General features: G+C 67.5%; 1 protein-coding gene (running past one end of the window). It reads left to right on the forward strand.

The annotated features are described in order from the left end of the window. Positions 1-14,718, forward strand: partial view of a non-ribosomal peptide synthase/polyketide synthase gene (locus L1080_RS05245; protein WP_250768926.1) — the start only. The gene runs 19,059 nt beyond the window's last position; the window shows 14,718 of its 33,777 coding nt (coding positions 1-14,718); it begins with the start codon at positions 1-3; its stop codon lies off the right edge, out of view.

Raw genomic sequence — 14,718 nt, forward strand, 5'->3', positions numbered from 1 at the left:
ATGGGCGACATTCCTCTCACCATCGCTCAGTACATCGAACTCCGCGGAGACATCGACCTCGACCTTCTGACCGAAGCCACCATCCGTTCCGGCCGGGAATTCGGCTCGGGCTTCCTCCGCCTCGTCGAGATCGACGGTGTGCCGCACCAGTACGTCGACAAGACGCTGGATGACGCCATCACGTACGTCGACCTCCGCGGCGAGGACGACTCCGTCGACGCTGCCCAGAAGTGGATGCGCGCCAATTACAGCGCTCCCGTCGACCTTCTCGAAGACCGTCTGGTCGTGGTCTACCTTCTGCACGTCGGTGAGAATCACTACTTCTGGTTCTGCCGCATTCACCACATCGCGCTCGACGGGTTCGGGGCGATGGCGCTCATCGCCCGGATCGCAGAGATCTACACGGCGCTGGTCGAGTCCACGGAGCCGCCTGCACCGCGCGCGGAAGACCTCGTCCGGATCGTCGAAGACGAGCAGCGTTACCGCAGCTCCGAACGGTTCGCGAAAGACAGGGAATACTGGGCCGAACGCACCGCGCACCTGCCGGAAGCGCCCAGCCTCGCCGGTCGCGCCGCGAAGGTGGGCAAGTTCGCGCGGCTCTCCTCCGAGGCACTGCCCGAATCGACCGCGACCTTGCTGGACGAGGCACTGGACGGGACGAACGCAAGTTCCGCTCCCGTCGTGGTGGCCGCATTCGCCGCCTACCTCGCCCACATGACCGACCGCACGGACGTCGTGCTCAGCCTCCCCGTCTCGGCACGCACCACCGCCACGCTGCGCCGCTCCGGCGGAATGGTGTCGAACATCGTGCCGCTCCGCCTTCAGATCACTCCGGAGATGACGGTTCCGGAGCTGGTCAAGAGTGTGCAGATCGAGCTGACGGGCGCTCTGCGCCGTCAGCGTTATCGGCACGAGGACATCCGCCGCGACGCCGGCGCGCCCCAGGGACAGCGCGGTTTCTTCGGCCCGTCCATCAACATCATGATGTTCCACAGCGAGATCAAGCTGGGCACCGTCACCGGACATCAGAATGTGCTCACGACGGGCCCGGTCGAAGATCTTTCCCTGAACATCTACCAGGGCGTCGCGGGCCACAAGATCCACATCGACTTCGAAGCCAACCCCAATCTGTATTCCGCGGACGAGTTGAACCGGCACCACAGCCGATTCTTCGACTTCTTCGAGCGGTTCCTCGGGGCCGGCGACGACGCGCCCGTGTCGGATCTGGCCCCGATGAGTTCCGAGGAACGTGAGCAGGTGGTGTCGGGCTGGAACGGCGAGGTCGTCACACCGCCGGCCGGAACGATCGTCGACCTGTTCGACGCCCAGGTCGCCCGAACCCCCGACGCGACGGCGCTGGTGTTCGAGGGGCAGGAGTGGACGTATCGCGAGTTCGACGCGCGCGTCAACCGTCTGGCCCGGGTGCTGATCGGGCGTGGTGTGGGACCGGAGACGAAGGTTGCCCTCGCGATCCGCCGCTCCCTCGACTCGATGGTGGCGATGTACGCGGTGGTCAAGGCGGGTGCTGCCTACGTCCCGCTCGACCCCGATCATCCAGCCGAGCGCACCGCCTACGTCCTCGACAGCGCCCGACCGCAGTGCATCCTGACGGTGACCCGGGACCGGTTGACACTTCCGCCCGGCCACGACGTGGTCGAGATCGACGCACTCGACCTCGAGAGCATCGACGCCGGCCCGATCCGTGATGCCGAGCGACTGGCGGACCTTCGGCCCGCCAATCCCGCCTACGTCATCTACACCTCCGGGTCCACCGGACGTCCGAAGGGCGTGGCGGTCGGCCACGGGTCCGTGCTGAATCAGGTCGCCTGGATCGCGGAGCGCTACCATCTCGACGCGAACGATGTCGTGCTGCAGAAAACCCCCACGACCTTCGACGTCTCGGTGTGGGAGCTGTTCGCACCACTCGTCTCGGGCTCACGCGTCGTGATCGCGGCGCCCGAGGGGCACCGCGATCCGGGATACCTCGCCGATCTGATCGCCCGCGAGAAGGTCACGGCCACCTCGTTCGTTCCGTCGATGCTCTCGGTGTTCACCTCCGAGGCCGGCCGGGACCAACTGGCCTCTCTTCGGCTGGTTCTCGTTGCGGGAGAGGCTTTTCCGCCGTCAGTGGCGGCTGCGTTCCGGGCACGATCCGACGCGGCGCTGCACAACTTGTACGGCCCCACCGAATTCACCGTGCACGCCACCGCAGGAGAAGTCGACCGCGAGGCCGTCCACACGGTATCCATCGGAACTCCCGTGTGGAATACCGAGGCGTACGTGCTCGACGGTCACCTGCGACCCACGCCCGTCGGATCCGCAGGAGAGCTGTATCTGGCGGGGGCGCAAACCGCTCGCGGATACGAGGGCAGGCCCGACCTCACGGCAGAACGCTTCGTAGCCAACCCCTTCGGGGTTTCCGGGTCCCGGCTGTACCGTACCGGCGACCTGGTCAGGTGGCGGGTGGACGGCAGTATCGAGTACCTCGGCCGCACCGACTTCCAGGTCAAGGTTCGGGGCCTGCGGATCGAGCTGGGCGAGATCGAGGCCGCTATGTCCTCGTATCCCCATGTCGCGCAATCGGTTGCGGTGGTGCACGACAGCTCCCTGGGGCAGCGGCTGGTCGGCTATGTCGTCCCCGAATCCGGCTCGGACGTGGATGTCGCAGCGCTGATCGACCACGTCGGCCGCGCCGTACCGTCCTACATGGTTCCCGATTCCGTCATGGTGATCGCCGAGATGCCGGTCGGGGCGAGTGGAAAACTCGACCGCAAGGCACTGCCCGAACCTGTCTTCGCGGCGGAAGCCAGTGAATACATCGCTCCCCGCAGCGCCATGGAGGAGTCGATCGCAGGCCTCTTCGCCGAGGTTCTGGGCGTTCCGCGCGTCAGCGTCGGCGACTCGTTCTTCGCGCTCGGCGGCGACAGCATCGTCTCGATCCAGCTGGTGTCCCGGGCCAAGGAAGCCGGCGTCCTCTTCACGGCCCGCGACGTCTTCGAGCGCAAGACCGTGGCCTCTCTCGCCGAGGTCGCCACCTCGGCCTCCGATTCCGCGACGGTCCACGTTCTCGAGGAACTGCCGGGCGCCGGTATCGGCACGATGCCGCTGACCCCGGTGGTGCACTGGATGACGGAACTGGGCGGCGACTTCCACAGCTTCTCCCAGTCCATTCTCCTCACGCTCCCGCCGAAGGTCGAGAGGCAGAGGCTGCTTCGCACCCTGTCGGCGGTCGTCGATCGCCACGACGCTCTTCGTTCCGTGTTGCGGCGCAACGACGCTGCGGATGGCTGGACGCTCCAGATCTCGCCGATCGGCTCCGTCGACGTCGACGAGCTCGTCGACCGGGTCGAGTTCACGGAGGGGCCGGGCAGCGACTCGTTCGAGGCGCTCGCGGCACACGCCCTCGAACGAACCGTCGACACGCTGGACCCCACCGCAGGCCGCGTGGTGCGGTTCGTCTGGTTCGCGCCCGCGGAGTTCGCAGCGGGCGGCGACGCCCCCGAGGGGACCGAAGCCGCGAGCGCCGAAGGCGAGGGCGCCGACACGGAGCCGCAGTCCGGTCGGCTGCTCGTCGTCATCCATCACCTCGCGGTGGACGGTGTGTCGTGGCGAGTGCTGGTGCCCGACTTCGCGGCCGCGTGGTCGCAGATTTCGGCAGGGGCCGATCCGCTGCTCCCGGCGGTGGGCACGTCTGTGCGCCGCTGGGCGCACGGACTGTCCGACAACGCCAAAAGTGCACGGCGAGTTGGGGAACTGGACTTCTGGCGCAACACGCTCGACGGCTCCGATCCGTTGATCGGCTCGCGGGCTCTCGACGGCCGCGACGTGGTCTCCACCACCGGTCGGGTTCGGCTCGAGGTCTCCGCCGACGTCACCGACGGTCTGCTGACCCACGTGCCGCGTGCGTTCCACGGTGGTGTCAACGACGGGCTGCTCACGGCGCTCGCACTGGCGGTTGCTGCGTGGCGTGCGGAGCGCGGAATCTCCGAGTCGTCGACTCTGGTGCACCTCGAGGGTCACGGCCGTGAAGAAACGGTCCTGCCGGGAGCAGATTTGTCCCGGACAGTGGGCTGGTTCACCAGCATGTATCCCGTTCGGCTGGCGGCGCCAGTGGACGATATGGGGGACGCGCTCGCCGGTGGGAAGGCCGCGGGCACGGCGCTCAAGACCGTCAAGGAGCAGTTGGCGCAGGTGCCCGAGCACGGTATCGGCTTCGGCCTGCTGCGCTACCTGAACGCCGAGACGAGGTCGGTACTCGCCGATCTGCCCAGCCCGCAGATCAGCTTCAACTACCTCGGTCGCGTGTCGGTGGGCGACATCCCGGCGGCCCTGCGTGCGGCGGGCTGGATGCCCGACACCGACACCATGGAACTCACCGGCACCCGCAACAGCGAGATGCCGGTGCACTTCGCGCTCGACATCAATGCGATGATCGTCGATGTCGAAGGGGAGCAACGACTTTCCGCCACAGTCGATTTTCCGGAGGGTGTGCTCACCACCGCGGAGGTGGAGGAGTTCACCGCGCTGTGGAAACGCGCGCTCGAGGCTCTCGTCGAGCACGCTCAGCGGCCGGACGCCGGCGGACGGACTCCCTCCGATCTCGATCTCGTACCACTGAGTCAGCCCCGAATCGATGCGCTCGAGAGCAGCTATCCTGCGCTCGCCGACGTGTGGTCGCTCGCTCCCCTGCAGGTGGGCCTGCTGTTCCACGCCGCGTTGGCGAGTAGCACCACCGACGTCTACACCACCCAGCTCGTGATGGACCTCGGTGGAACGGTCGACGTCGATCGCCTGCGCCGGGCCGCGGAGGCCCTCGTCGCGCGGCACCCTAACCTGCGCACCGCCTTCGTGCTGGACGAGGACGGCACCGGTATGCAGGTCGTCGTCGACCATGTGGACGTCCCGTGGACGCACGTCGATCTGCGATCGCTGCCGGAGGCAGACCGCGAAGCTCGAGTCGACGCGCTGATGCTCGCGAACCGGACGGACCGGTTCGACATGACGGCGCCGCCTCTCGTGCGTTTCCTGCTCGTGGAGACCGCGCCGGATCGGTACCGCTTCGCCGTCACCAACCATCACATCCTGCTCGACGGCTGGTCGTTGCCGGTCCTCATCCAGGACCTGCTGACCCTGTACGCGGTGGACGGTGAGGCTCTGGCGCTGCCACAGCCGCGCCCGTACCGGAACTACCTCGAGTGGCTTGCCACCCAGGATCCGCAACAGTCCGTGGCCGCGTGGGCACAGGCACTGGCCGGCGTCGAAGAACCCACCCTTCTCGCGCCGGCGCACGAGGACACGGCTGCGACGCTCACGCCGGGCGAACTCGTCGTGGACCTGCCCGACGAGCTGCTCGCGGCGATGACCGAACGCTCGCGTGAGCTCGGCGTCACCATGAACACCCTGGTCCAGGCGGCCTGGGGCATCGTGCTGGGTAGGCTGACCGGACGGGACGACGTGCTGTTCGGCACCACCGTTTCCGGCCGCCCACCGCAGGTTCCCGGAATCGAATCGATGCTGGGCCTCTTCATCAACACCCTTCCCGTGCGGGTGCGGGTGCGCCCCGGCGACTCCGTGCGAACCCTGCTCGACCGGATCCAGCACGAGCAGACCGAGCTCCTCGACCACCACCACATCGGACTGACCGATATTCAGCAGGGCTTGGGTCTGAGCGCGCTGTTCGACACGTTGATGGTCTACGAGTCCTACCCACTCGACCGTGAGGCACTCACGCAGAGCAGTGACATCGAAGGGCTCCGTGTTCTCGACGTGACGTCCAACGACGCCACCCACTACCCGCTCGCCATCGTCGCGATGACGGACCCGCGCCTTCATCTGACCGCGAAGTTCTTGCCCGAGATCTTCGAATCCACCCAGGTGCGGGAAATCATGGCGCGGGTGGTCCGTGTTCTCGAGGCGGTGTCCGGCGACGTCGACACACCGGTCGCCCGCATCGACATCCTCGACGGCACCGAACGTGCGTCGCTCCTCGCGGTGTCCGGCACCGAGGACGCCGAACAGCTTCTGTTGCCCGACATCCTGTCCGCGTCGGTGGCACTCGATCCCGAGCACCTCGCAGTCATCGCCGACGGCGCGACGCTGACGTACGCCGAACTCGACGAGCGGTCGAACCGGCTCGCGCGCGTCCTGATCGGGCGCGGTGTCGGTCCGGAAACTGCTGTGGCGCTAGGTATGACGCGTTCTCTGCACTCCGTGGTCGCCACCTGGGCGGTCGCGAAGACGGGGGCAGCGTTCGTGCCCGTCGATCCGCGCTATCCGGCCGAGCGGGTCGAGCACATGATCGCCGACTCCGGATCGATGCTGGGCCTGACCGTCGCGGCGCAGCGCGAGGGACTTCCCCAGGACCTCGACTGGCTGGTCCTCGACTCCGCCGAGTGCGATGCACTCTGCTCGCGGGAATCATCGGCACCGCTGGCAGATTCTGAGCGTACCGCGCCGCTGCGTGCCCTCCATGTGGCCTACGTGATCTACACCTCCGGCACCACCGGTCTGCCCAAGGGTGTCACCGTGACCCATGCAGGGCTGGCCAACTTCTCCGCCGAACAGCGCACCCATTACGGGGTCACCCCCGCAGCACGCACGCTGCACTTCGCGTCTCCGAGTTTCGACGCGTCCGTCCTCGAACTCCTGCTCGCCTTCGGGTGCGGGGCCACGATGGTGGTGGCGCCGGCAGACCTGTACGGCGGTGAAGAACTCCGCAGCTTCCTGGCGGAACACCAGGTGACGCACGCGTTCGTCACGCCGGCAGCATTGGCGTCGGTCGAACCGTCGGGGCTGGACCGACTCGGTGTCGTGGTGGTGGGCGGAGAGGCCTGCCCCCCGGAACTGGTGGAGCGCTGGGCTCCCGGCCGCCGGATGTACAACGGTTACGGTCCGACCGAGGCCACCGTGATGAGCAACGTCAGTAACGTGCTCGAGCCCGGCAAGCGGATCGAGATCGGCGGGCCGGTCTGCGGCGTCACCGTGTACGTCCTCGACGGGCAGCTGCGTCCCGTGCCGGTCGGTGTGGACGGCGAGCTGTACATCGCCGGAGCTGGACTCGCTCGCGGCTACCACGACCGCTTCGGCCTCACGGCCGAGCGATTCGTCGCGAACCCGTTCGGCGGGAACGGCTCTCGGATGTACCGAACCGGTGATGTTGTCCGGTTCGTCGTCGACCCCGAACATCGCGCCGGGTACGGCGTCGAGTACGTGGGCCGCAGTGACTTCCAGGTGAAGGTCCGCGGATTCCGGATCGAACTCGGTGAGATCGACGCTGCCCTGGTTCAGCATCCCGCCCTCGAGTTCGCGACCACGGTGGGCCGCACCATGCCCTCGGGCGCGACAGCGCTCGTGTCCTACGTGCTGCCGTCGGCCGGGAGCACGGTGGACGCCGCCGAAATCACCCGATTCGTCTCCGGCACGCTGCCTGCACACATGGTGCCCAGTGCTGTTCTGGTGCTCGACGAAATTCCGCTCACCACCGCCGGCAAGCTCGACCGCCGGGCACTGCCCGAGCCCGATTTCGACGCGCTGCAGGGTGAGGTCGTCGAACCCCGCACGGCGGCAGAAGAATTGGTCGCCGGGGTTTTCGCCGAGGTACTCGGACTGCCGAAAATCAGTGTGGCCGAGTCGTTCTTCGACCTCGGCGGTAACTCACTCCTCGCCACCAAGGCGGTCGCGCGAGTGAACGCGGCAGCGGGAACACGACTGGGTGTGCGCGAGCTCTTCGAGGCGCCGACGGTCGAGCGACTCGCTGTCTTGGTCACCGACGGCGCGGGTTCGGGGTCCGACCGGCCGGCGCTGGTCGCACAGCCGCGTCCCGAGCGGGTTCCGATGTCGATGGCCCAGCAGAGCATGTGGCTGATGAACCGGTACGACACCACGTCGTCGGCATACAACATCCCGCTCGCGGTCCGGTTGTCCGGCAGCCTCGACATCGAGGCGATGTCGTCGGCGGTGGCAGATGTCCTCGCGCGGCACGAGTCACTGCGGACCGTGTTCCCCGACTCCGCCGACGGGCCGTACCAGCAGGTCGTCGACGTAGACCAGGTGCCGGTCGATCTGACGCCCGTGCCGGTGCCCGAGTCCGAGCTGCACTCGGTACTCACCGCATTCGCCACCGAAGGGTTCGACGTCACGGCGGCCCCGCCGCTGCGTATCCGCCTGTTCGCGACCGGCGACACGGAGTTCCTTCTCGTCCTGGTGATCCACCACATCTGCGCAGACGGTGCCTCGTTGGCTCCGTTGGCGCGGGACGTGATGGTCGCCTACAGCGCCCGGACAGCGGGTGCGGCTCCGCTCTGGCAGCCGTTGCCGGTGCAGTACGCCGACTTCGCCTTGTGGCAGCGCGAGGTGCTCGGCGATCCCGCCGACAGCAAGTCCCTCGCGGCCGAGCAGATCTCCTACTGGGAGAACGCACTGGCCGGGGTACCGGAGCTGATCGACCTCCCTCGGGATCACGCGCGGCCTGCCCGCCAGTCGATGATCGGTGATTCCGTCGACTTCGTGATCTCGCCCGAACTGCGCAGCGGGCTCGAGAAGCTCGGCAGAGACCACGGAGCGTCACTGTTCATGGTGACCCACGCGGCGTTGACCACCTTGCTGGCACGGTTGAGTAACAGCGACGACATCACGGTCGGCACGCCCCATGCGGCGCGAACCGACCAGATGCTCGACGATCTGGTGGGCATGTTCGTCAACACGCTCGTCTTGCGGGCCCGGGTCGACGCGGGTGACTCGTTCGCAGCGCTGATCGAACGGATCCGCGACAACGACCTCGCGGCGTTCGGGCATTCCGACGTGCCGTTCGAGAAACTGGTGGAAGCGCTGCAGATTCGCCGGTCCGCCTCGTATTCGCCGCTCTTCCAGGTGATGTTGGCGTTCCAGAACAACCGCCTGGAATCGCTCGAACTGCCCGGACTCACCGTGCGGGTCATCGAGGACATGGCCGAGGGCGCCAAATACGACCTCACCCTGACCATGTCCGAGAAGGCCGATGACGAGGGCCGGCCGTCCGGCCTCGGCGGCCGCTTCACTTTCGCCACCGACCTCTTCGAGCGGGAGAGTGTGGAGCGCATCACGCAGCGGTTCGTGCGGATCCTCGAGGCCGTCGTCGAGAACCCACTCGTCGCCGTAGGCGATATCGACATTCTCACCGAACACGAGAGAGCAAAGTTGAGCCAAGCACGACCTGCCCGCACGATGACGGTCCGCGAACTACCGCAGCTGCTGGCAGCCGCGGTGGACGTCGCGCCCGACGCCGTAGCCGTCGCACACGACGGCATGCAGGTGACGTACCGGGAGTTCGATGAACGCCTCCGGTTGATGTCTGCGCCGTTGGCCGATCGGGGAATGGCTCCGGACGCGATCGTGTCCGTCGTTCTGTCCGGTCTGGTTCCGACCATCATGATGGCCCCGCCGTCGCAGGACGGGCAGGACGGTTTCGGAGCGATCCTGGACAAGGTGATCGCCGACGCGTACCGGCTTGTCGGCGACGTGGACCTCGAGAAGTTCGCGGCCGCACCTGCCGTCGTGGAGCCGGCCCCGGCGGACGCGGCGACCGCCCGGCTGGAGTCGCCCCTCGCGGAGTGGCAGGACAGCGTCGAACGCGACCCCGAGGCGATCGTGGTGGTCGCCGGGGGAGTATCGACCACGCGCGCCGAGCTGAACAGACGCGCCAACCAGGTGGCCCGCGAGCTCGCCGAGCGGGGTATCGGCGACGACGACGTCGTCGCCCTGATCCTGCCTCGTTCACTCGACTGGGTCGTCGGCATGCTCGCGGTGTGGAAGGTCGGTGCCGCCTACTCACCACTCGACCAGGCATGGCCTCTCGAACGCATCGCGGGTCTCATCGACACCAGCGGAGCTCGCGCGGCGATCACCACGTCGTCGTGGCGCGAACTCGCACGGAAGCCGCTGGGCGATCGCGTCCTCGACACGGCCGTGGTCCTCGACGACCCGGACACCGTTCGGGCCCTGGACTCCCGCGACGGAAGCGATCTCGCGTTCGACCCGTGGGTGGGCGACGAGGCGGGAGCACGTCTCGCCTACGTCATCTCGACATCGGGTTCGACGGGACGGCCGAAGCCGACGATGGTGCCGATGGCGGGTGTGCTGAACACTTACCGCTGGTACCGCGACGAGATGCGCATCGCCGAGGGCACCGGTGTTCTCGTGGCGAGCTCGCCGTTGTTCGACCTGACGCAGAAGAACGTGTGGGTTCCGTTGATGTCCGGCGGCGTCGTCCATCTGGCGGCCGAGGGCTTCGACCCCGCCGACATTCTGCGGCACCTCGCTATGGCGGACGTCCGCATCGTGAACATGGCGCCCAGCGCCTTCGAATTGCTGGCCGAACTCGACGCAGACGACACGATGGCGTCGCTCGACTGCGTGGTCCTCGGCGGTGAGCAGATTCGACCGGCCGCGTACGCCAAGCTGGTCGGACGAGGCGTCCGCCTCGTCAACTCCTACGGCCCGACGGAAGCGTCGGATGTCACCGCGTCCTACGAGCTCGACCTGACGGCTCCGGATGCCGAGGAAACCCCGATCCCCATCGGGTCGCCGCTGCCCGGTGCCGAGTACTACGTGCTGGACAAGCGTCTGCGTCCCGTCCCGGCCGGCGTGACCGGCGAGCTGTACATCGGCGGCGTCGTGGTCGGGCGCGGTTACGGCGGAATGGCCGATGTCACCGCCTCGCGCTTCGTCGCGAATCCCCGCGGGGATGCGGGCTCGCGTCTGTACCGCACCGGCGACCTCGTGCGCGAGCGCGCCGACGGAGAGTTGATCTTCCTCGGGCGCAGTGACTTCCAGATCAAGATTCGTGGCCTCCGGGTCGAACTCGGCGAGATCGAGTCGGCTCTGACGGCGATGGACGACATCAAGCAGTCGATCGTCGTGGTCTCCGAGCGTCACGGACTGCAGCGACTCGTCGGCTATGTCACCGCCGCGGCGGGCGCCTCCGTGACGGCTCACGACGTGACCGCGCGTCTGCGTGCTGTTCTGCCGTCGCATATGGTTCCCGATGCGCTCGTCGTCGTGGACGAGATGCCGCTCAACGCGAGCGGCAAGATCGACCGCAAGGCGCTTCCCGAACCGGAATTCGCCACCGATAGTGCCGAGTTCGTCGCACCCCGCACCCCGCTGGAGGAGGTCGTCGCCGCGGTCTTCGGTGACGTGATCGGTGTCGACCGCGTGAGCGTCGACGCGTCGTTCTTCGATCTCGGCGGTAATTCGCTGAGCGCCACACGCGTCGCGTCCCGTCTGTCGGCGGCGACAGGCGCCACCGTCGGCATGCGAGATCTCTTCGAAGTCCCCACTGTCGCCGAACTCGCCGACTTCATCGAGCGGCAGGACGGTGATCGGGCGCCCCGACCCGCCCTGGTCGCGCAGCAGCGGCCCGAGCAGCTTCCGTTGTCGCTGGCGCAGCAGCGCATGTGGTTCCTCAACCGCTTCGACCCGACCTCGCCCGCATACAACGTGCCGTTGACGGTCCGGTTCCGCGGTGATCTCGACGTCACCGCGATGGCGTCGGCTCTGTCCGACGTCGTGGCGCGTCACGAAGTCCTGCGAACCGTGTTCCCCGACTCCGATGCCGGCGCACACCAGGTCATTCTTCCCGCATCGGACGTCGACCTGGGTCTCGATCCGGTCGAGGTCGCCGAGTCGGATCTGACGGCTCGCCTGTTCGACTTCGGCTCGCAGGGGTTCGACGTCACGGACACGCTCCCGATCCGCGCTCGCCTGTTCCGCATCGCCGCGGACGATCACGTTCTGGTCGTGGTGATGCACCACATCGCCTCCGACGGCGCGTCGACACTGCCGTTGGCACGCGACGTGATGGCGGCCTACGCCGCGCGTGTGTCGGGAGGGGAGCCGCAGTGGCCCGAACTCCCGATCCAGTACGCCGACTACGCGATCTGGCAGCGCGCTCTGCTCGGATCCGAAGACGACCCGCACTCGCTTGCGGCGCAGCAGATCGACTTCTGGGCGAAGACTCTGGCGGGTCTGCCCGACGTTCTCGAGTTGCCGACCGATCGGCCCAGGCCGGCAGTGCGGTCGATGACGGGTGCCGCCGTCGATTTCACCATCGATGCCGACCTGCACCGCCGGCTGAATGATCTTGCGCGCGAGCACAATGTCTCCTCGTTCATGGTGTTGCATGCGGCGCTGTCCGTGCTGCTGGCGCGCGTGAGTGCGGGTACCGACATTGCCATCGGCGCGGCGATTGCCGGCCGCGGCGAGGAGGCGCTCGACAACCTCGTCGGAATGTTCGTCAATACGCTGGTGTTGCGCACGCAGGTCGAGCCCGGTGCGTCGTTCACGGCTCTCCTCGAACACGTTCGGGAGCAGGATCTTGCAGCTTTCAGCCACCAGGACGTGCCGTTCGAGCAGCTGGTCGACGCCCTGAAGCCGACCCGGTCCACCGCCTACACGCCGCTGTTCCAGGTGGTTCTGACGCATCAGGTCAACGGAATTCCGTCGCTCGAGTTCGAGGGACTGGAAGCCGTTCCCGGTGCGGTCGACGTCGAGTTCAGCAAATTCGACCTCACCGTCGACCTGCAGGAGCAGTGGTCCGACGCGGGAGTGGCCACCGGCATCACCGGGTCGCTCGGGTATGCGACGGAAATTTTCGACGCAGGCACGGTTCACGGCTTCGTGGATCGCTTCCTGCGAATCCTCGAGTCCGTCGCGACCGACACCGGCATTGCCGTGGGAGACATCCCCATCCTCGATCCGCGGGAGGCCGCTGAGCTGGCTCCGGTCCGGGGCGTCGAGGGAGCGGCGCCGCAGACGCTCGTGGAGTTGCTCGCGGGTGCCGTGGCCGCCGACCCGGACGGTGTCGCCGTCGTCGCGGGCAGCGAATCGATCACCTACCGGGAACTCGACGCACGCTCGAACCGCATCGCGCGGGCACTGATCGAGCGAGGGGTGGGCGCCGAGTCGTTCGTCGCCCTGGGCATCACCCGCTCGATCGCTTCCATGGTGGGCATCTGGGCCGTTGCCAAGAGTGGCGGCGCCTACGTGCCGATCGACCCGAAGTACCCAGACGAGCGTATCGCCCACATGGTCACCGATTCCGGTGTGACGCTGGGGCTTTCCGTCGCATCCGAGCTCGACCGGCTGCCGGCCGGCGTCGACTGGCTGCTCCTCGACGGTGACGACGCCGACACCGCTTGGGCGCAGTACTCGGCGGCTCCGGTCACCGACGCGGACCGTCGTTCATCGGTGACACCGGCGAACAGCGCGTACGTCATCTACACGTCCGGCACCACCGGGCAGCCCAAGGGTGTCGTCGTCAGCCACCGCGGTCTGGCGAACTTCGCTGCCGAACAGCGTGAGCGTTACCAGGTGACCACCGCGTCGCGGACCTTGCATTTCGCCTCGCCGAGCTTCGACGCGTCGGTGCTCGAGCTGCTGCTCGCGGTCGGCGCCGGTGCCACTATGGTGATCGCCCCCACGGACGTGTACGGCGGTCCCGAGCTCGCGAAGTTCCTCCGCGAGAACCGGATCACGCACGGTTTCGTCACGCCCTCCGCCCTCGCGTCCGTCGACCCGGCGGGTCTCGACGACTTCCAGTTCGTGGTGGCCGGTGGCGAAGCGGTCCCGGCAGAACTGGCCGCGCGCTGGGCCCCCGGGCGTTCACTGTTCAACGGCTACGGACCCACCGAGACCACGATCATGACCAACATCAGCGACCCGATGTCCGCTGACGGTCCGGTGACGATCGGTGGCCCGATCCGGGGAACCAGTGCCCTCGTGCTCGATGATCGTCTGCGCCCTGTTTCGGTGGGTATCGCAGGTGAGCTCTATCTGTCGGGGCTCGGGCTGGCTCGCGGATACCACCGGCGTACGCCGCTGACCGCCGAACGTTTCGTCGCCAACCCCTACGGCGCACCCGGCGACCGGATGTACCGCACCGGCGACGTCGTCCGATGGAAGCGGGACGAACACGGTGCGCTGACGGCCGACTACGTCGGCAGGTCGGACCAGCAGGTGAAGGTTCGCGGCTTCCGGATCGAACTGGGTGAAATCGATGCCGTCCTCGCGCGACACGAGTCGGTCGAGTTCGTCACCACGTCTGCGTTGACCACCTCTTCCGGCGACGCCGCCCTGGTGTCCTACGTGCTGCCCGCGGCGGGACGAAACGTGGACCAGGCAGAACTGATGGACTTCGCGGGTGAGTTCCTGCCGTCGTTCATGGTTCCGGCCACTGTCATCGCTCTCGAATCCGTGCCCCTGACCCCTGTGGGCAAGCTCGATCGGCGGGCGTTGCCGGTTCCCGAAACGTTCGCCGTCACACGCGAATACCGCGCTCCGCAGTCACACATCGAGCAGACGGTGGCCGCTGTGTTCGCCGAAGTGCTCGGTGTCGAGCGAGTGGGGCTCGACGACGCCTTCTTCGAACTCGGCGGCAACTCGCTCATCGCTACCCGCGTCGTGTCCCGGATCAACACGGCCCTCGATACGGACATCGGTGTCCGCGAACTCTTCGAGGCTCCCACCGTCGGCGCTCTCGCGTCGCGGGTGGATGCGCGTGGCACCGGCATCGCCGCCCGCCCTGCTCTGGCACCGCGTCCGCGTCCCGACCGCATCCCGCTGTCGCTCGCGCAACAGCGGATGTGGTTCGCCAACCGCTACGATCCGTCCTCCCCGTCGTACAACATCCCGATGGCACTGCGCCTGTCGGGTGCTCTCGACGTCACAGCGCTGCAGTCCGCT

This window comes from Rhodococcus sp. MSC1_016 (genome assembly GCF_023667485.2).
GTDB classification, from domain to species: domain Bacteria; phylum Actinomycetota; class Actinomycetes; order Mycobacteriales; family Mycobacteriaceae; genus Rhodococcus_F; species Rhodococcus_F oxybenzonivorans.